Raw genomic sequence first — 18297 nt, forward strand, 5'->3', positions numbered from 1 at the left:
TTCATGGGCCGTTCGGCTTGCGCGGTGAACGTCGGCCGCCCCGCCCTCACCACCTCCCCTCCGGGGTAGTGTCAGCCTGTGCCGCCGTTCTCCCCTCTGCAGCGCCTGGTCATCACGGTCGCGATCCTCGCGTCGTTCGTGACCTTCCTCGACGGCACGGTGGTGAACGTCGCACTGCCGGCCATCAGCCGGGAGCTGGGCGGCGGGATCACCACGCAGCAGTGGGTCGTCGATGCGTACCTCATCACCCTCAGCGCGCTGATCCTGCTGGCCGGCTCGCTCTCGGACGCCTACGGGCGCGTGCCCATCATGCGGATCGGCCTCATCGCATTCGGACTGGCATCCATCGCCGTCGCCGCAGCCCCCGAACCGCTGACGCTGATCATCGCTCGCGCTGCGCAGGGAGCCGCAGGCGCCCTGCTGGTGCCGAGCTCTCTGGCGCTGATCACCGCCACCATGCGCGGACAGCTGCAGTCCCGGGCCATCGGAGTGTGGACGTCGTTCACGACCGGCGCGCAACTCGTGGGACCGCTGATGGGCGGACTGTTCGTGGATCTGCTGTCGTGGCGGTTCGTGTTCCTCATCAACGTGCTGCCGATCGCCGTGAACCTGCTCCTGCTGCGCCGGCTGCACCTGCCGGAGCACGAGCGCACCGCGCACGTGGACTGGTTCAGCGGCATCCTCTGTGCCGTCGGCCTGGGCGGGCTGGTCTTCGCGCTCATCGAGCAGGAGCGGCTGGGCTGGGCCTCGCCCGCGATCTGGGCACCGGGCGCGATCGGCATCCTGCTGCTGGTGGTGTTCCTGCTGCGACAGAGGGGATCGGACTCCGCTCTCATGCCGCTCTCGCTGTTCCGGGTGCGCAACTTCGGCTGGGGCAACATCTCGACGCTCTTCATCTACGCGGCGCTGTCGCTGAACGGCTTCGTGATCGGCGTGTACCTGCAGCAGGGCCCGGGGCTCAGCGCGACGGCCGCGGGGCTCGCCAGCCTGCCGGTGACCATCCTGATGATCCTGCTCTCCTCTCGCGCGGGTGCATGGGCAGGCCGGCTCGGGCCGCGGCTGTTCATGACCGTGGGACCGCTGGTGATGGCGGTCGGCGCCGCACTTCTGCTCACGGTCGGGAGCGAGTTCAGCTACTGGTGGCAGGTGCTGCCGTCGATGATCGTGCTGGGGCTGGGTCTGGCACTGACCGTGGCGCCGCTGACCTCAGCGATCCTCGGCGCCATCGATGAGACCCGCAGCGGCATCGCCTCGGCCGTCAACAACGCCGTCTCGCGCGTCGCCGGCCTGCTGGTGGTGGCATTGCTGTCCACGATCGTCGGCGGCGCGCTCGATCTGCGCGGCTTCCACAGCGCCGCGTGGGTCACCGCAGGACTGTTCGCGCTCGGCGGGGTGGTCTCGTGGATCGGCATCCGCCGGAATCCGGTGGAGGCGCCGGCCGCAGTCTGACTCAGCGGATGCTGTGGTCGTGCACACCCGTGCTGAGATGGGTGCCGTTCAGCTCGACGTACAGCTGTCGCTCGGTGACCGACACGGTCACGCTGTTCCGACGCACGAGCGCCGCGGCCGCATCGTCGAGGAAGCCCGCATCGAAGCTGTGCAGCACGATCGCGTCCGCATCGTGGATGGTCTTGCCTGCCCAGTTCGCGATCACCTTGGCCGGGTCGCGGTAGGTGTAGACGGTGGTGCGATCCGCCAGCTTGCTGCCGTGGTGCAGCCGGGTGGCATCAGGCGCGCCCACCTCGATCCACGCGGCCACGCGACCGGTTGCGTCGCGCACCAGCACGGCGGGCTCGTCGGTCGCGGCGACACCCTCCGTGAAGGCGATGCCCTCCTCGTACTCCAGGCAGTACGCCAGAAGCCGGGTGAGCATGTAGGCGTCGGTCTCGGACGGATGCCGGGCCAGGCGCAGCGTGAAGTCGTCGTAGACGCCGCGGTCCACATCCGCCAACTGGACGTCGAAAGTGTGGATCGTCGAACCTGCCGCCATGATCCCCGAGCCTACGCGGTCTGCGCCGTGCCGCCTGCCGGGTCGTCGAGGTACCCCCAGCGCACGCCCAGCACGCCGGGGCCGAAGCCGTGCCGGACGGCGTGAGCGAGGCCGCCGCGCAGCATCACCGGCGACGAGGACTCCTCCTCCCCCTCCTCGGACTCGACGTACTCCTCGCACCAGTCGGGCTCGCGTCCCGGCGGGAACCGCACGGCGATCAGCGTCTCCTTCGCCGAGCGCGCCGTGGCGTGCCATGCCCTGCGCCGGCGGGGGTAGTCCGGGGGCGTCACCTCGGTGAACTCGAACAGCACCGTCTCCCCCGCCTCGACTCGCCGGTCGAACGCGATCACGATGCCGGAGACCCGTCCGCCGGGATGGCGGTGCTCCCGATCCAGCCGTGCGCCGACGACATCCGTGATCTGCAGGTTTGCGCTCGTCTGCGCCTCGTCGACGTCGATCAGCGACAGTTCCGTCAGCGATCCGCTGGTCACCTGGATCAGGCACCGGTAGGTCGAGCTCTCGATGGCGCCGTCCTCACCGACCACCACGGCCATGTGTGTCGAGAGGTCGCGCAACGTCTCCTGCCGGGCCGCTCCGAGGGCGGCGAAGGTCTCGGCGATCTCACGCCGTTCGCGCTCGTCGTCGAACGGGATGCGCGGTGCGCGGACCGCTCCCACCCGAGCAGGGCGGACGATCAGCTCCGACAGCGCGCGGGGGCGGAGCCCGAGGATCCGCTCAAGCTCGTCGACGGCACTCAGCGAGGCCGCTCCCTCCGGATGCCGCTCCCCTGAGCGCCAGTAGCTGAGCGTGGCCATCGAGACCGGATTGCCGCTGTCTCGAAGCCGCATGCGCAGCTGCGACAGCGACAGCCCGCGCTGCACGATCGCATTGCGCAGCGCGATCGCGAAACCAGCATTCCGAACAGCATCCTCCACCGTCATCACAGTCTCCCCCGAGTCATGTGAAGGCCCAGCCCGTACGCTCAGCATACGTCGAGCCGTAAGCCCCTCGGGGGCTCCGACGCAGACCGATGCACTGGGGTGCGTCGGATTCTCCCCTATGCGGGGGGCGGCTCTGGGGAACCGTCCTCCGCATCAGGAGGATGGCGCCGCCCTGCGCCAGGGGCCCGCGATGCTGACGCCGTGCGGCCACAGCATCAGCCGGGCCGGCGGAGCGATCCACCAGCCGATCCGCAACCCAGGCCCCGACGACCGGACGCCGACACAGGCCTCGCACGGGGAGGACTGTCCGCAGAGCACTGTCCTCACTAGAATCCAGTGCAGCGGGGGGTGTCCGAGCAGAGAGGCGGGTGGCACCACGATGGCCGCACCTGTGCATCCCGCCGCCGCATCCGCTCCGCCCTTCCTGGGCCGTGATGCCGAACTCGCCGACCTGATCTCCACCTGGCGGGGAGGGCTCTCCAGCGGACGGTTCCTGCTGGTGCGGGGCGAGGGCGGCATCGGCAAGACCGCCCTCATCGACGCCGCGGTCGCACAGGCGCCGAAGGAACGGCGGGTGCTGCGGGGCGCTGCGGATGCCATGGATCACCGTCGCGCCTTCGGAGTCCTGCTGGACGCCCTGGGCCCGGTGCTCACCGAGCAGGACCGGCAGGTCGCAGCGGAGCAGAACGAGCACATCACCGGCGAGCGCCTGCTGTCGCTGCTGGACGGCATGGCCGGTGAGCCGACGGTGCTCATCCTCGAGGACCTGCACTGGGCGGACGACGCCTCGCTGCACCTGCTGACCCGGCTGGCGCGCACGCTGGGTCAGCTGCCGGTGGTGGTCGTGGCAGCACTGCGCCCGCAGGCGCGCCACGAAGTCGCGCCCGCACTCGACCGGCTGCTGGGCGAGCTTGACAACCGGGGGCTGCTGCATGCGTTCGATCTCGGGCCGCTGCCCGAGAGCAGCTGCATCGCCATCGCCGAGGGCCTGACCGGCGCTCCGATCGGCGAGACCTTCGCGCAGTACACGGCCGCCGCAGGCGGCAATCCGCTGTTCCTGACCGAGATGGTCCGCTCGCTGCTGCGCGACGGCGCGGTCACCGTGGACGAAAACCGCGCCGAGCTGCGCGATGCCCCGCTGGGGCCCTCGCCGTCGCTGGCCACCGTCATGATGCGCCACCTCAGCAGGCTCACCCCCGCGACACGCGAGCTGCTGACCACTGCTGCCCTCCTGGGCACCCGATTCCCGGCCGTGCAGCTGCGGCTCGTGACGGGCCGGACGATGCGGGATCTCGTGCCGCTGCTGCGGGAGGCTCTCGCGGCAGGCTTCCTCGCCGAGATCGACGAGAGCACCCTCGGCTTCCGCCACGAACTCATCCAGCACGTGCTGCTGCACGATCTGCCGGCCGCCGTGCGGGCGGAGCTGCACCACGACGTGGCGCTCAAGCTCGAGGGCGCTGGTGTCCCGGCGGCGACCGTAGCCGGTCATGTGCTTCGCGCGCCGAGCGTGGGCGAAGACCTGCCATGGCTGCAGAGACTCGCACAGCGCACTGCAGCATCCGCACCGGCGACGGCGGTCGAGCTGTGGGGGCGTGTGGTGCAGGGCACCGACCCCTCGGAACCCCTGCATGTCGCAGCCGTCGCGGGGCTTGCCCGCACGGCACTGAGCGGAGGGAGGGTGCACCAGGCCTACGAGCTCGCTTCTGCGGCTCTCCCGCATGCCGACGAGCCGGAGGTTGCAGCGGTGCTGCGCAGCATCCGGGTGCGATCGCTGGTCATGCAGCACCGGCACGCCGCGTCTCAGCGGCTGGCGCAGGAGTACGCGGCATCCGATGCGCTGGAGCCCGCTGAGCGCGCCGCGCATCTCGCATTCGCGGGATGGCCGACGATGCTGCTGGGCGACATGGATGAGGCGCTGCGGCTGGCGGCCGAGGGCGCCGCCTCGGCGGCAGTCGGCGGCAACCCGGTCGCAGAGGTGAACGCGCTCACGCTGCAGGGACTGATCCTGAACGGCCGCGGCGACCTGGACGACGCCGTCCGGGTGCTCACGCGGGCCGTGGAGCTCGCCGAGAGGCATCCGTCGGTCGCGACGATCGAGACATTCCCTCATGCGGTGCTGGCTGTGGCGCTGGCCGACGTCGACCGCATCGACGAATCCGCCGCGATGATCCGCCGCGGGCTGCAGCTGTCGGCACAACTCGGTCTGCGCACCGGCATCCTCGCCACGCACGCGATGGCGGCCGAGGCTCGCAGCCACAACAGCAACCTGGCCGACATCGCCACGGAGCTGCAGGCGCATGCCGCGCTGCTGGGGCAGATGGACATCGGCCTCGACCCGCCCGTGCTCGCGCTGCGTGCCCGGGTGATCGCGCTGCAGCACGGGTCGGAGGCGGCGCTCGAGGTCGCCGGGCTCGTCGACCCGATCGCGAGCCGGCGCGTGTGGAGCAGTCGCGGCAGCGCACTGATCTGACTGGGGCACGTCCACGCGGTGCGTGCGCGGGGTGATGTCTCCGCGGTTCTCGAGACGCTGTGGCGCGGCTGGCAGGACGTGCACGGCCTGCGCATGCTGATGGAGTGCACGGAGATCGCCCTCGATCTGGCCGAGCTGTGGCAGCGACCGGCAGGCGACGAGCGCCTGCGGGGCCTGATCGAAGCGGATGCCGCGGCCAAGGCGCCCGAGGTGGTCGAGGCGACCCGCACGGTGGCGGCGAGGAACCCTGGCGTCGCGCACCTGCAGGCCACCGCCCTCGCCGTCGCCGGCGTGGCCGACGGAGATGCCGAGGCGCTCCTCGAGGCCGAGCGGGTGATGTCCGCGACGCCCCGCCGACTCGATCACGCCCGCATCGCCGAGCTGGCGGCGCTGGCCCTGCCCGCTTACAGCGAGCGCACTCGCGTGCTGGCCGAGACCGCGCTGCACGAGTACCAGGAGGTCGGCGCCGATCATGAGGCGACGCGGGCGAGGGCCCAGTTCCGCCTGCTCGGGGTGAAGGTGCCCGGACAGCGCCGTCGTCCGGCATCCGGATGGGGATCGCTCACCCGCACGGAGGAGAGGATCGCAGGCCACGTCGCCACCGGAGAGACCAACCTCGAGATCGCACAGAGCCTGTTCGTCTCCCGTCGCACGGTGGAGACGCACGTCTCGAACATCCTCGCCAAGCTCGGGCTGCGCTCACGCACCGAGCTCGCGATCCGCTTCGCCGCCAGGCTCGACAAGCCGGGTCAGTGACGCCATCAGCTCGATCCAGCCGCGGAACCGCAGCTCGTGCTCGCCATCGGCGACGCGCCCCTCGGGGGGATCCCTGCCGTCCAGCCAGATGTCGATGTGCACACTGCCAGCGTCGCCCGAGTGCGAGCACGCGGTATCCGTATCCTCACTGAACTTCTTCCCGCGATCTTGTCGGGGGCGGTCCCGCTGGAGTAGTTTCGCGTCATCGCACGCAGATAGTGAGGGGACGTGCACCCGGAAGCCGCACGCTGGGGTCGGCTTCCGGGTTCTTTCATGTCCTGCGCCGAAGGGTCGGGGGCGATCTCACTGCGTCCCGCGGTAGGCTCGCCGCGACGGCTGCAGCGAGGGGGAACTGTGGGGGGACCTGACTTCGCGACGTCCGAACGCCTGTGGCCGGGTCCGAACGACCTCCCGAAGGCGATCGGGCTGTTCATCGTGCAGATCGGCGTCGCGTGGGTGGCCTGGCTCATCTTCGTGCTGACCACTCTGAGTATTGCGGGATGCGGTGATCGGTGCGACTATGCGCTGGCGGGCACGGCCAATGACTTCCAGATCCGAGGCAGCATCGCCCTGCTCGCGGCAACCCTGCTCGCAGCGATCCTGCTGCGGGTGCTGCACCGACCGGCGTGGTGGGCTCCCGCCGTCGGCATCGTGCTGACCATTCTTCTGTCCGTCGGCACGACCTTGGCCATGCGCGTGGCGACTTCGGTGGGCTGAGGCGCACGCGCGGCTGAAAGCGATCCGCCTTCGACGAGGGCGGATAGGGTGGCGAGGTGACAGCATCCGCCTCGCCGAGCCCCGTGCCGCGGGCCGGCGCCGTCTACTTTCTCGGACGTGCGATCCTGCGCCCGCTGTTCTGGCTGATGTATCGTCCGCGCATCGAGGGCCGTGGGAACGTGCCGGAGCAGGGCCCGGTGCTGCTGGTGAGCAACCACCTGTCGTCGCTCGACACTGTCATCATCCCGACCTCGGCCGCGCGCCCCGTGCAGTTCCTCATCAAGGCGTCGTACTTCGCGGGATCCGGGCTGCCCGGGCACTTCAAGCGCTGGTTCTTCGGATCGATCGGGGGCGTCCCGGTGCATCGTGCGACTGGGCGGGACGCGCGTGCCGCGCTCGACGCGGGCAGCAGCATCCTGCGAGCCGGGAACGTCTTCGCCGTGTTCCCGGAGGGCACCCGGTCACGTGACGGGAAGCTGCACGACGGTCATGGCGGCGCCGCGTGGATGGCTCGCGACACCGGTGCCGCGGTCATGCCCGTCGGGCTGGTCGGCACCGGCTCGATCAAGCCCCTCAGCCATCTGCTGCCGGGCAGACCGCGCCTCGAGGTGCGCTTCGGCGAGCCGCTCGATCTCACCGATCTCGTCGGGATTCCGGCCGGCAGGGCTCGTCGCGAGATCACCGAGCGGATGATGGCCGCCATCGCGAGTCTGAGCGGGCAGGAGCGCTCCGGCAGCGTGAACGCGAGCTCGCACGACTGACGCTGCCCGCACGGGGCCTGAGGGGATGCCTGCCACAGACCCCGCCGACGCGCAACCCACTGCCCCGCGGCGACGCCCGAGGATACGGTGAAGCGACCGGTCGGGCGACGAATGCTGACGAATGACCGGTCCGACGACGAAGGCTGAGGAGGGGCGCGATGTCCCGCAACGTGAGGGTGATGCACTGCACGCCGGAGGACGTGTTCGACGTGCTGGCGGACGGTTGGCTGTACCCGACATGGGTGGTCGGCGCATGGCGGATGCGCGACGTCGACGAGGACTGGCCGAGAGTCGGTGCCGGGCTGCACCACTCCGTCGGCGTGTGGCCCGCGCTGATCAACGATGAGACGGTGGTCGAGGACTACCAGCACCCGCGCGCGATGGTGATGCGGGCGAAGGGCTGGCCGGTGGGCGAGGCTCGGGTCACGATCCAGGTCAGGCCGCGCGGCACGGAGACGATCGTCCGCATGCAGGAGGAGGCCACCGCGGGCCCGGCGCGACTCGTGCCCCGTGCTGTCATGGACGTGCTGTTGTACTGGCGCAATGCCGAGACGCTGCACCGTCTCGCCTACCTGGCGGAGGGGCGCGCGTCTCATCGCGCGCTCGCGCGAGCATCCGCTTCCGCCGCCGTGCCGGAGGTGCCTGCATCGTGAGCCGTGGCCGCGCCGAGGTGGACGCCGTCGTCGTCGGCGCCGGTCCGAACGGACTCGCCGCGGCGGTTACGCTCGCCCGCGCCGGGTTGCGCGTGCGGGTCTACGAGCGGGCGAGTCAGCCCGGCGGCGGCGCCAGCACCCGGGAGTTGACACTGCCCGGATTCCGGCACGACGTGTGCTCAGCCGTGCATCCGATGGCGTTCGAGTCGCGGTTCTTCCGCGAGTTCGCCCTGCCCGATCGCGTCGAGTTCGTCACCCCCGAGGTGTCGTTCGCGCAACCGCTCGACGGCGGACGAGCCGGCATCGCCTACCGCGAGCTCGCCCGCACCCGCGAGGCGCTCGGCGTCGACGGGCCGGCGTACGAGCGGCTGATGCGCCCGCTCGCGGAGCGATCCTCCGCAGTCGCCGACTTCACGGGGTCATCGCTGCTGCGCATCCCGCGCAGTCCCCGCACCGCCATCGAGCTGGGCCTGCGCGCGCTCGAGCAGGGCAGCCCCGCGTGGGGCCTCCGCTTCCGCGAGGACATCGCGCCCGCACTGCTCACGGGGGTCGCCGCGCACAGCATCCTGGCCCAGCCGAGCATCGCCGGCGCCGGCGCCGGGCTCGCGCTCACCGCCTACGCGCATGCGCGCGGCTGGCCGATCCCGGTGGGAGGCAGTCAGGCCATCTCGGATGCCATGGTCGACGACCTCCGCGCGCACGACGGCGAGATCGTGCTCGATCACGAGGTCGCCGCGCTCGCCGAGCTGCCCTCCTCGACCGTCACACTGCTGGACGTGACGCCGAAAGCGCTCATCCGCCTCGCCGGCTCGGCCATACCCGCCCGCTACCGGCGAGCGCTGGAGCGGTTCCGCTACGGCGACGGCGTCGCGAAGGTCGACTTCGCCCTGAACGCACCGGTCCCCTGGACGCATCCGGAGCTGCGCCTCGCCGGCACGGTGCACGTGGGCGGAACGCGCACCGAGATGGCGGATGCCGAGAATCAGGTGCAGCGCGGCCGGCATCCCGAGCATCCGTACGTGCTGGTGTCGCAGCCGTCGCTGTTCGACGGCACCCGTGCCCCGGCCGGCATGCAGACGCTGTGGACCTACACGCATGTGCCGGCGGGAAGCGCGCTCGACCGGCAGGAAGCCGTGATCCGGCAGATCGAGCGCTTCGCACCCGGCTTCCGCGACACGGTCGTCGCCACCAGTTCGCGCAGCGCACGGGATGTCGAGGAGCACAACCCCAACTACCCCGGCGGCGACATCGCCGCCGGGGCCCCGGACATACTGCAGCTTCTCCGGCGCCCGGTGCTCAGCCCCGACCCCTGGCGCACGCCGATCCCCGGCGTGTACCTGGCGTCGGCATCCGCCTCGCCCGGGCCGGGCGTGACGGGCATGGCGGGATGGCTCGCCGCGCTCAGCGCGCTGCGCCACGACTTCGGCACGCGGATGCTGCCGGATCTGTCGCCCGACGCCTGAGCCGGGTGCGGCGGCCTGATGCGCGTCTGCCCGCCGACCTGAGCCCCCGCCCCCGACCCGACCTGCTCTACTGGTTGTGGTCCGTGTGGATCGTGCCATGACGATCTTGGAACCGTTCCGGCCGGGGGGAGCAATATCCAGTGTGAGTGAAGACAGCGAATGCATACAGGCGTCCATGAACTCGCCTGCCCGATTCTCGGAGATCTTCGAGCGCCACGCGAGTCACGTTGAGGCGTTCGTCCTGTCCCGAGTCGGGGAGACGGCGAAGGACGATGTTCTGAGTGAGACCTTCCTGACGGCCTTCCGGCAACGCGGGAAGTTCGACCCGACGGCCGAATCGGCGCGGCCATGGCTGCTGGGCATCGCCACCCGGCTGATCAGGCGTCACCGCGCTCAGGAGGCAGCGCATTGGCGGCGGCTCGTCGCTTCGGCGAAGGTCACCGAAGTGACGGCGCCGAGTGAGGAGGCGAGGGCGTCCGACCGGGTCGACGCGGCCGCGGCGATCCGGACGCTCGGTCCGCTGATCGCCGCGCTCCCGCGGCGCGACCGCGACACTCTGCTCCTGTACGCATGGGGTGACCTGACCTACGAGCAGGTCGCCGCGGCACTCAAGATCCCCGTGGGAACGGTCCGGTCCAGGCTCAGCCGGATCCGAGCCCGATTGTCGGCGCCCCCGCTGACGGCATCGGCAGTGAAGTCATCACCTGAGAATGGAGGAGCGATCGCATGGACAGCATGACCAAGGTGCGCGAGATGCGCCAGTTCGGCGGCAGCGACCTGACCGCGGCACGCACGGCTCTGGAGGCCGAGATCTCGTCAGTCGGCGGCGCCCGTGGCCGGCACACGCGAGGAATGGTGATCGGCGGCGGAGCGATCGCCGCCGGCGTGGTGCTGGCTGCGTCGCTGGTCGGCGGCATCCATCCGTCTCCAGCCAGCGCGCAGGAGATCCTCGAGAACGCGGCGGCGCTGCAGGTCGCCCTGTACGACACCCCGCTCGAGAAGGGCCAGTTCCTGCGCACGACGTATGTGCGCGAGAGCCTCAGCTATCTCGGCGCGGGATGGCAGGAGGAAGCCGAGCCGTTCTCGACGGTGCCCGACGACGCCATCGCGGCCGTGCTGACCGGCTCCTCGGACGTCTCCTACCGCTCCGCGGACCCGTCCGACGATGTCACGCACGACACCGACGACTACTACGGGATCGCGGCATACGGCGACACGGCAGCGGCGGAGGCCGCATGGGCCGACTACTACATGACCGGCGGGGCGGCGAAGATCGGGAAGAAGAATCCCGGCAAGGTCTGGCGCACCGGCAGCAGCGCCCAGGGGACCGGCTTCCTCGAGTGGGAGCTGCAGGGCGAGATCCCCGAGGACCCGCAGGCATTCCTCGACGCGTGGACGGCACGAGCAGGCGCTATCGATCCCGAGTCGGATGCCGGCACCCGGACGGGCACCCGGGAGCCCGCCCTCGACCGGCTCTGGCGGCTTGTCGGCGACGTGGACTTCGCCAACGCGTCCGGCCACGACCGAGCGGTCGTGCTGAGGGCGCTCGCGCTGACCGATGGAGCGGAGGTCGTCTCGACCTCGGGCGATCTCTCCGTCGTGCAGTACCACGGTGAATGGGGGACGTACCGACTGACGATCGACACCGCCAAGGGGCAGCTCGTCAAGGTGCAGACCGAGAGCACGCGCGGCATCCGCTACGCCGCCGACAGCTCCGACGAGAGTGTCGTCGACATCAGGGTCCCCGCGTTCGTCCCGGAGGGCACCTACGCGAGCACGGAGACGATCACCCAGGATGTCGTGGACGCCGCTCCGCAGACCGACGACCGCGACGACTGACACCGACTCCCGGCATGCAGCGCGGGGATGCGACCGTCGACGGCCGCATCCCCGCGCTGTGTGCGCCCGGCATCCGGTGCGGGCGGAACGCCGTTCCCGGTCGTCAGCGGCCGATCCCGTTGAGCTCGGCGATGTCCTCGTCGGTGAGCGTGATCGCCGCGCCGGCGATGTTCTCGCGCAGATGGGAGGCCTTGGAGGTGCCGGGGATGAGGAGGATGTTCGCAGACCTCTGCAGCAGCCACGCGAGAGCGACGGCCATCGGCGTGGCGCCCAGCCGTGCGGCGACGTTCGACAGCGCCTCCGCCTGCAGCGGGGTGAATCCCCCAAGGGGGAAGAACGGCACGTAGGCGATGCCGTCGGCGGCGAGTTCGTCGATCAACGGGTCGTCTTCGCGATGCGCGAGGTTGTACATGTTCTGCACGCACACGATGGGCGCGACGGCACGGGCTTCGGCGATCTGCGCGGCGGTGACGTTGCTGACGCCGAGGTGACGGATCAGGCCCTGCTGCTGGAGCTCGGCCAGCGTCTGCATCGCCTCGGTGACGGAACCGGGCTGCGGGCCCGTCGCATCTCCCATCCGCATGTTCACCAGTCCCAGCGTCTCGACGCCGAGGGTCTCCAGGTTCTCGCGGACCTGCCGGCGCAGGTCGTCGGGGGTGCGCGCGGTGGGCCAGCCGCCGGCCGCGTCGCGGTTCGCTCCGACCTTCGTCGCGATCAGCAGCGAGTCCGGGTACGGGTGCAGCGCTTGACGGATCAGCTTGTTCGTGACGCGCGGACCGTAGGCGGCACTCGTGTCGATGTGCGTGATTCCCTGTTCGATGGCCTCGCGCAGGACGGCGATCGCGCCATCATGATCCGCGGGAGGTCCCATCACCCAGGGTCCGGCGAGCTGCATCGCCCCGTATCCGAAACGAGCGACGGTGCGGTCGCCGATGGTCCAGGTGCCTCCGGGGAGGGTGGTCGACGAGGTCGTGGTCATCTGTTGTGCCTTTCGGTTTCTCATGCGCGAGGGCTGGTCTCCGCGCCGCGCTTGCACCAGTATTGGAGAGCAACTCTCTCCCGGGAAGTACGCACTTCAGAGTGCGTTGCTCTCTCACGACTTCGAAGGATGAGCATGGCGACGACGACCGCGGCCGGCAGACGGGCTCAGGACAAGAGCGCGTACAACGCATTCTTCGCGATGTGCCCGAGCCGTCAGCTGCTGGATCGCCTCTCCGACAAGTGGGTCGTGCTGATCCTGTGCGCCCTCGGCGGCGACGGACCGGACGGCAGCGGCGACCCCGTTTCCATGCGCTATTCGGAACTGTCGCGTCTCATCGCGGGGGTCAGCCCGAAGATGCTGACCCAGACCCTCCGTGCCCTGGAGCGGGACGGACTCGTCACCCGCACCATCACCCCCACCGTCCCTGTGACCGTCGACTACGCGCTCACCAGCCTCGGTTCCTCGTTGCACCGGACCACCCGACAGCTGCGGGCCTGGGCCCAGGAGCATATGGACGCCGTGCGCGCGAATCGAGACCGCTACGACGCGAACGCCTGACGCGTTCGCTGGGGCTCGGCCGCGGTTACCTCCCGATCTTCTCGGCCTGCTTCACGACCGATCGGGCGGCCGCATCTGCACGTTTGAGCGCCTCCTTGCGCGCCTTCTTCACCTTGGGGTCGTTCCATACCGCGTCGATGCTCGCTCGGATGTCGCGGTATCGGCCGCGGCCAGCCTTCGTGCCGTAGACGTACGCGACCATCACGATCACGCCGATACCGAGCCAGAGGATGTACTTTCGCATGTCGCTCTCTCCTCGAGAAGGAAGCAGTCGCCGCTCGTCGCCGCACGGAGACCACCGCGGATGGGAACCCCACGATCGCTCTGCTCACGTGCCGGCACCAGGTCATTGACAAACGCGAGGCGCTCCCGCTACGGATGCCGGAACCCGGACGGACACCGAGGAGCCCGCCCTCGACCGGCTCTGGCGGCTCGTCGAAGAGAACGAGAGCTGGACGCAGCCTCGGCGCACGGACGATCATGCTTGTCGCCCTTTGCAGCGTGGGGTTGTGTCCGGTTGAGGACGACGCCGGCGAGATCGATGGAGCTGTCCGACTCAGCGCCGGAGTGACCTGCCTGGAGAGCAGTCAGGCCATCTCGGATGCCATGGTCGACGACCTCCGCGCGCACGACGGCGAGATCGTGCTCGATCACGAGGGCGCCACGGCGCCCTCGTGATCTCTCAGTACCCGATGATCTCCACGGGGTGACCGGTCTCGATGGACTCGAGCACCGCGCACAGTACAGCGGTGACCTGGATGCCCTCCTCCCCCGTCGCCAGCACGGGACGGCGGCCGGCGACGGCATCCACGAACTCGCTGATGGAGTCCATGATGAAGCCGGTCAAGTGCTCGCCGTACGGCGGCGCCATCACATCGGGGAAGCGAGCCGTGTCGGCGGAGTAGATCTCGACGGCGCGGTTGTGGGATCCGTCGATCAGCACGGACCCCTCTGACCCGAGGAGTTCGAACTTCAGGTCCTTCGCCGTGGCGTGCGAGTTCGGGAGGATCCAGGCGTGCTCGAACGTCCCGATCGCACCGGAGGCGAACTCCGCCATGATCACGAACACGTCCGGTGTCGTGATGCCGCGACTCTCCAGCGTGCCGGAGACGGTCTTCGCCGTCACCCGGACGATGCGGTCGCGCATGATCCACTGGGCGATGTCGACCATGTGGCTGGCCAGGAACCACAGCGACGACGATGCCGAAGCCCAGCGGATGCCGGAAGCGACGCCGATCGTGTTGCTGAGCCGCGCGTACACGTACTCGACCCGCCCGAGCCGTCCGTCCTGCACGGCCTCGTGGGCTGCGACGAACGGCGGGTTGACGCGGTTGTGAAAGTCCACCATCAGCGTCACGCCATTAGTCTCGGCAGCGGCGACGATCGCCTGGGCGTCCTCGACGGTCGTCGCCAGCGGCTTCTCCACGCGTCGAACAGCGCGTTCGCGCGATACGCCTCCACCACCCCGCTCGGGTAGGGCTCAGGCACAGCAACACCCTTCCAGTCCCACCACTCAGGCAGACCAGATCAGATTCCCACTTATTCGTGCAGCAGTCCCAGCTCTCATTCGGAGCGACTGCTGTCGTTGTCTGCGGTGAGCGTGTCCCGGAGCGACGCGGCGACTGTGTGGAGGCAGGCTGCGAAGTCCTCCCGTCCACCTCCGTCAGTCCAGCGGTTGAAGGCGTTCTGGGATGCGATGGTGGCGATCTGCGCCACCAGTTTCGCGCTGTCGTCGTCAACGCCTCGCTGCAGGAGTGCGTCTTGGATCGCGCTGGTGACCGCGGCGAGCTTGGTGCGTTCCCGCTCCTGGAGCTCCGGGCTCGAGGCGATTACGGCGCGGCGTTCGGCGGTGCGGTCGATGTGTTCGACCAGGGTGGTGCCGACCTGGGCGAGGGCCTCAAGGGTGACCGCAAGCGGGGAGGCCGCCGGCCGGGCTTCGAGGACGGCGTCACCGATTGCGGACGGGCTGGTCGGACGCGAAGGCGACGGTGACCGGCTGCGCAAGACCGCTGCGGACCTCGGCAGCCGTGTCGTCATCGTCGACGGCATCGACGACATTGCGGCCGGGATCACCCGGCAGCGACCTGCTGTGGTCTTCAACGGCATCGGCAACTACGCCGAGACGGCCTCGATCATCGCCCGGGCGTGCATGCCCGGTGGCCACTACCTCGACCTGGCCGCAGACCTGACAGCCGTCCCCCGCCTGCTCGACCTGCGTCAGGAAGCCGAACAGGCTGGCAGCACACTGGTGACCGGCTCCGGGTTCGGCGTGCTGGCCACCGAGGCCGTCGTGATCAAGCTGTGCCAGGGCCGCCCGACCCCCGCCGCTGTGCGCGTCGACGCCGTGGCCTCCGTGTCCCTCAGCGCCGGAGTCGTCGGCGCCGCCTTCGCCACCGCGATGATCGACATGTTCACCACTGGCGGACGCCGCTACACCGACGGTCGCGTGGTCCCCGCACGCCTCGGCTCCGATCTCCAGAACCTCAGTCTGCCTGATGGCCAGCAGGCGAAGTCTGCGGCTGCTCCCAGCGCCGAGCTCCTCGCCGCCCACCGGGCCAGCAATGCGCCGTCCGTCACTGCGACCACCGGGATGGCCCCCACCTCGCTCGCCGTGCGGATCGTGGCCCCGCTGGCCGGAAAGCTGCTGTCTATCGAGCGGCTGCGACGCTTCGCCCTCGGCCAGATGGCCAAGGCCAAGATGAAAGAGACCACGGCCCCGCGCCAGCACTCCTGGGGGCATGCGGTCGTCACTTGGTCTGACGGTACCAGCCGCGAAGGCTGGCTGCGCGCCGGCGACGGTATGGCATACACCGCCTCCGTGGCAGCCACGGTGGCCGCCAAGCTCTCCCGCGGCGAGGGCCAGCCGGGCGCCTACACACCGGGCGCGCTGTTCGGTGCAGGCGTCGCCGAGCAAGCGGGCGGAAAGTTTCTCCTCCCTCACGAGACCCATCGCGCCCAGGGCGGAACGGTCATCGACTGAAGACGTGCCCGTGTCTCACCCCAACGCCCAGCTGACCGTTCACGGCCGCCGACTCCTGGTCGACCGGGTCCGAGCCGGCCGTCCCGTCGCCCACGTCGCTGACGAGATGGGCATCTCCCGGGCCACGGCCCACAAGTGGGTTCGGCGCTGGCGGGCCGAGGGCGATGCGGGCCTGTACGACCGCACGAGCCAGCCGCGAACCGCTCCTCATCGCACACCCTCCGACGTGGAGGAGCAGATCTGCGCGCTACGACGCGAGCGGAAACTTGGCCCCGCACGGATCGGCCCGATCCTGGGCATGCCGGCCTCCACGGTGCACCGCGTGCATCAGGTCCTGCGGGCCGGCCTGCAACATCCGACGGCACACGTCCTGATGCGCGAGCTCGGGATCGGCGAGGACTTCGCCGATCAGGATCGACAGGGCAGACTGACCCGTCACCGACCCGTTCGAGCGAGCGCGTCGTTCATGCCGCAACCTCGACACGACGGCAGATTCTGGCTCTACTCGAAAAGATGCACCACGGATACACCACGCCTTACCCTAAACACGAAGAAACCCCCGATTTCTCGGGGGCTTCTGTGGCGGTGACGGTGGGATTTGAACCCACGGTAGGGGGTTACCCTACACAACTTTTCGAGAGTTGCACCTTCGGCCGCTCGGACACGTCACCGCGGACAAGCTTACGATACGGAGCCGGGTGCGCGCGAATCGGAATCGCGCATCCACGCCTCGATGCCGACGGCGTCGATGGGCAGCGCATCCGAGAGCACTTCGGCGCCCGCCGAGGTGACCAGCAGGTCGTCCTCCAGCCGCACCCCGATGCCGCGCAGCTCAGGAGGGACCGTCTCATCGAAGGCGTGGAAGTACAGGCCCGGCTCCACAGTCAGCACCATCCCGGCGGCCATCGTCGCGCCCTGATACGCCGCGTACGACGATGTGGAGCAGTCGTGCACGTCCAGACCGAGGTGATGCCCCACACCGCACACGATGAACCGGCGATGCTGCTGCCCGTCGGGAGACAGCGCCTCATCGACCGATACGCCGAGCAGACCCCAGTCATCCAGGCCGTGCGCGAGCACTTCCATGCATGCGACGTGGAAGTCGCTCCAGGGCCTGCCAGGGCCGACCGCTGCCAGCCCCGCGCGGTGCGACCGCTCGACCAGGTCGTGCACCTCTCGCTGCACGGGCGAGAAGACGCCGGATGCCGGGAATGTGCGCGTCACGTCCGCCGTGTAGCCGGATCGGCGCTCGACGCCCATGTCCAGCAGCAGCAGCGCCTCGGGGTCGACCTCGCCGTCTGCGCGCACCCAGTGCAGGGTGGGCGCGTGCGCACCGGAGCCGACGATGGTCGCATACCCCGGCCCGCTGCCGACCGTGCGAGCATGCCTGTCGAACGTGCCCTGCAGCCAACGCTCACCGCCGGAGCGCACGGCGGCGGGAATCTCGCGCACCGTCACCGCGAATCCGTCGACGGTGCCGTCGATGGCGGACCTCAGTTCCGCGATCTCCCACTCGTCCTTGAACATGCGCAGTTCGGAGAGCACACGGCTCAACTCGCTGGAGCGCTCCCCGCGCTCCAGCGCCGGCGCGGCGGGTCCCGTCGCTGTCGGCGTCCCGCCGACCAGTGCCGCGTCGTCCAGCACGAGCTCCTCGATGGGCCGGGTCCGCACCGCGAGCGCCTCCGCATACTCGCCGAGACCGGGCATCGGACCGACCCACAGCTCGCCTCGCAGAGCGGATGCGAAGAAGCCGTCGTCTCCGGGCCGGAACGGCGCCGGCAGGTACAGGGTCGCGTCGTGCCCGCCTGCTACCGGATCCAGCACCAGCACGGCGTCCTCGATGGGCGCACCCACCAACCAGAGGAAGTCGCTGTCGGCGCGGAACTCGTACGCGCAGTCGTTCACGCGCATCGGCGCGCGCCCTGATGCCACCGCCACACGCCTGCCAGGCAGGGCATCCGACAGCCTCTGCCTGTGCCGAGCGGCTGCACCAGCGGCGCCGACGGGCAGCACGGGCGTGCGGTCCGCATCACCCCATCCCGTCTGCATCGAGCGGACGAATCCGGGCGAGAGCGTGAGCTTCGGCATCCGCGAGTCGCGTTCCGCCGGAGCGGGCATGGATGCCGCGGCCGGAGCGTGCACATGATCAAGTGCCATCTGATTCCTTTCCTGAGCCGGCGGCCGGGC

The 18297-nt window shown here is 69.9% G+C and carries 19 protein-coding genes, 1 tRNA gene and 1 pseudogene; 13 read left to right on the forward strand and 8 right to left on the reverse strand.

Going from position 1 to position 18297, the window contains the following annotated elements; genetic code table 11:
• Positions 1 to 78 precede the first annotated feature (78 nt).
• Positions 79 to 1449: an MFS transporter gene (locus WA967_RS08035; protein ID WP_424420974.1), complete on the forward strand. Its 1371-nt coding sequence runs from the start codon at positions 79 to 81 to the stop codon at positions 1447 to 1449.
• A 1-nt stretch (position 1450) separates the two neighbouring features.
• Here the strand turns inward: WA967_RS08035 and WA967_RS08040 are convergent, their stop codons facing one another.
• Entirely contained in the window at positions 1451 to 1990 is a 540-nt protein-coding gene (locus WA967_RS08040) for a YaeQ family protein (protein ID WP_424420978.1), read from the reverse strand.
• A gap of 11 nt (positions 1991 to 2001) precedes the next feature.
• Positions 2002 to 2931, reverse strand: coding sequence for a hypothetical protein (locus WA967_RS08045; protein ID WP_424420981.1), 930 nt, complete (start codon positions 2929 to 2931; stop codon positions 2002 to 2004).
• Positions 2932 to 3310: 379 nt separating this feature from the next.
• Between WA967_RS08045 and WA967_RS08050 the strand changes: the two genes are divergently transcribed.
• From WA967_RS08050 to WA967_RS08085, 8 genes are all read left to right on the forward strand, one after another.
• The gene (locus WA967_RS08050) at positions 3311 to 5401 is read left to right on the forward strand and encodes an ATP-binding protein (RefSeq protein WP_424420984.1); all 2091 of its coding nucleotides are present in this window, start codon (positions 3311 to 3313) and stop codon (positions 5399 to 5401) included.
• Between the two features lie 18 nt (positions 5402 to 5419).
• Positions 5420 to 6157, forward strand: a complete 738-nt coding sequence (locus tag WA967_RS08055) for a response regulator transcription factor (RefSeq protein ID WP_424420986.1) — start codon at positions 5420 to 5422, stop codon at positions 6155 to 6157.
• A 354-nt stretch (positions 6158 to 6511) separates the two neighbouring features.
• On the forward strand, positions 6512 to 6874 hold the full coding sequence (locus WA967_RS08060; protein ID WP_424420988.1) for a hypothetical protein: 363 nt from the start codon (positions 6512 to 6514) through the stop codon (positions 6872 to 6874).
• Positions 6875 to 6930: 56 nt separating this feature from the next.
• The gene (locus WA967_RS08065; RefSeq protein WP_424420990.1) at positions 6931 to 7635 is read left to right on the forward strand and encodes a lysophospholipid acyltransferase family protein; all 705 of its coding nucleotides are present in this window, start codon (positions 6931 to 6933) and stop codon (positions 7633 to 7635) included.
• Positions 7636 to 7793: 158 nt separating this feature from the next.
• Entirely contained in the window at positions 7794 to 8288 is a 495-nt protein-coding gene (locus WA967_RS08070) for an SRPBCC family protein (RefSeq protein ID WP_424420992.1), read from the forward strand.
• Positions 8285 to 9751 (forward strand): phytoene desaturase family protein, encoded by a 1467-nt coding sequence (locus tag WA967_RS08075; protein WP_424420995.1) that lies wholly within the window; start codon positions 8285 to 8287, stop codon positions 9749 to 9751. Before WA967_RS08070 ends, WA967_RS08075 begins: the two co-directional genes overlap by 4 nt.
• A gap of 175 nt (positions 9752 to 9926) precedes the next feature.
• Positions 9927 to 10490, forward strand: coding sequence for an RNA polymerase sigma factor (locus WA967_RS08080; protein WP_424420997.1), 564 nt, complete (start codon positions 9927 to 9929; stop codon positions 10488 to 10490).
• Positions 10478 to 11590, forward strand: coding sequence for a hypothetical protein (locus WA967_RS08085; protein ID WP_424421000.1), 1113 nt, complete (start codon positions 10478 to 10480; stop codon positions 11588 to 11590). Before WA967_RS08080 ends, WA967_RS08085 begins: the two co-directional genes overlap by 13 nt.
• 103 nt (positions 11591 to 11693) lie before the next feature.
• On the opposite strand, the gene WA967_RS08090 is transcribed toward WA967_RS08085, so the two are convergent.
• The gene (locus WA967_RS08090) at positions 11694 to 12569 is read right to left on the reverse strand and encodes an aldo/keto reductase family oxidoreductase (RefSeq protein ID WP_424421002.1); all 876 of its coding nucleotides are present in this window, start codon (positions 12567 to 12569) and stop codon (positions 11694 to 11696) included.
• Between the two features lie 135 nt (positions 12570 to 12704).
• On the opposite strand from WA967_RS08090, the gene WA967_RS08095 reads away from it, so the two are divergent.
• Positions 12705 to 13130: a winged helix-turn-helix transcriptional regulator gene (locus tag WA967_RS08095; RefSeq protein ID WP_424421005.1), complete on the forward strand. Its 426-nt coding sequence runs from the start codon at positions 12705 to 12707 to the stop codon at positions 13128 to 13130.
• 25 nt (positions 13131 to 13155) lie between these two features.
• Here the strand turns inward: WA967_RS08095 and WA967_RS08100 are convergent, their stop codons facing one another.
• Positions 13156 to 13374 (reverse strand): hypothetical protein, encoded by a 219-nt coding sequence (locus WA967_RS08100; RefSeq protein WP_424421007.1) that lies wholly within the window; start codon positions 13372 to 13374, stop codon positions 13156 to 13158.
• A gap of 236 nt (positions 13375 to 13610) precedes the next feature.
• Between WA967_RS08100 and WA967_RS08105 the strand changes: the two genes are divergently transcribed.
• Positions 13611 to 13808, forward strand: a complete 198-nt coding sequence (locus WA967_RS08105) for a hypothetical protein (RefSeq protein WP_424421009.1) — start codon at positions 13611 to 13613, stop codon at positions 13806 to 13808.
• A 4-nt stretch (positions 13809 to 13812) separates the two neighbouring features.
• Here WA967_RS08105 and WA967_RS08110 read toward each other — a convergent pair whose 3' ends face one another.
• Together WA967_RS08110 and WA967_RS08115 are read right to left on the reverse strand one after the other, a co-directional pair.
• A complete protein-coding gene (locus tag WA967_RS08110; RefSeq protein WP_424421011.1) occupies positions 13813 to 14556 on the reverse strand; it encodes a Gfo/Idh/MocA family protein in 744 nt (247 codons plus the stop codon).
• Positions 14557 to 14693: 137 nt separating this feature from the next.
• A complete protein-coding gene (locus WA967_RS08115; RefSeq protein WP_424421014.1) occupies positions 14694 to 15230 on the reverse strand; it encodes a hypothetical protein in 537 nt (178 codons plus the stop codon).
• Here WA967_RS08115 and WA967_RS08120 point away from each other — a divergent pair.
• Together WA967_RS08120 and WA967_RS08125 are read left to right on the forward strand one after the other, a co-directional pair.
• A complete protein-coding gene (locus tag WA967_RS08120) occupies positions 15220 to 16110 on the forward strand; it encodes a hypothetical protein (RefSeq protein WP_424421016.1) in 891 nt (296 codons plus the stop codon). The two genes, WA967_RS08115 and WA967_RS08120, sit on opposite strands and share 11 nt — an antisense overlap.
• 10 nt (positions 16111 to 16120) lie before the next feature.
• A pseudogene (locus WA967_RS08125) lies at positions 16121 to 16489 on the forward strand (helix-turn-helix domain-containing protein); the annotation flags it as partial.
• 201 nt (positions 16490 to 16690) lie between these two features.
• Here WA967_RS08125 and WA967_RS08130 read toward each other — a convergent pair.
• Positions 16691 to 16781 (reverse strand) — tRNA-Ser (locus WA967_RS08130).
• A gap of 10 nt (positions 16782 to 16791) precedes the next feature.
• Complete coding sequence (locus WA967_RS08135; RefSeq protein WP_424421019.1) at positions 16792 to 18267, reverse strand: aminopeptidase P family protein; 1476 nt, start codon at positions 18265 to 18267, stop codon at positions 16792 to 16794.
• Positions 18268 to 18297: the final 30 nt, after the last annotated feature.

Source organism: Microbacterium sp., assembly GCF_049650565.1.
Taxonomy (GTDB): domain Bacteria; phylum Actinomycetota; class Actinomycetes; order Actinomycetales; family Microbacteriaceae; genus Microbacterium.

Coding starts and splice junctions, on each gene's coding strand:
- WA967_RS08040 (WP_424420978.1), bottom strand. CDS start 1,990: ATGGCGGCAGGTTCGACGATCCACACTTTCGACGTCCAGTTGGCGGAT.
- WA967_RS08045 (WP_424420981.1), bottom strand. CDS start 2,931: ATGACGGTGGAGGATGCTGTTCGGAATGCTGGTTTCGCGATCGCGCTG.
- WA967_RS08050 (WP_424420984.1), top strand. CDS start 3,311: ATGGCCGCACCTGTGCATCCCGCCGCCGCATCCGCTCCGCCCTTCCTG.
- WA967_RS08070 (WP_424420992.1), top strand. CDS start 7,794: ATGTCCCGCAACGTGAGGGTGATGCACTGCACGCCGGAGGACGTGTTC.
- WA967_RS08080 (WP_424420997.1), top strand. CDS start 9,927: ATGAACTCGCCTGCCCGATTCTCGGAGATCTTCGAGCGCCACGCGAGT.
- WA967_RS08085 (WP_424421000.1), top strand. CDS start 10,478: ATGGACAGCATGACCAAGGTGCGCGAGATGCGCCAGTTCGGCGGCAGC.
- WA967_RS08090 (WP_424421002.1), bottom strand. CDS start 12,569: ATGACCACGACCTCGTCGACCACCCTCCCCGGAGGCACCTGGACCATC.
- WA967_RS08095 (WP_424421005.1), top strand. CDS start 12,705: ATGGCGACGACGACCGCGGCCGGCAGACGGGCTCAGGACAAGAGCGCG.
- WA967_RS08100 (WP_424421007.1), bottom strand. CDS start 13,374: ATGCGAAAGTACATCCTCTGGCTCGGTATCGGCGTGATCGTGATGGTC.
- WA967_RS08105 (WP_424421009.1), top strand. CDS start 13,611: ATGCTTGTCGCCCTTTGCAGCGTGGGGTTGTGTCCGGTTGAGGACGAC.
- WA967_RS08135 (WP_424421019.1), bottom strand. CDS start 18,267: ATGGCACTTGATCATGTGCACGCTCCGGCCGCGGCATCCATGCCCGCT.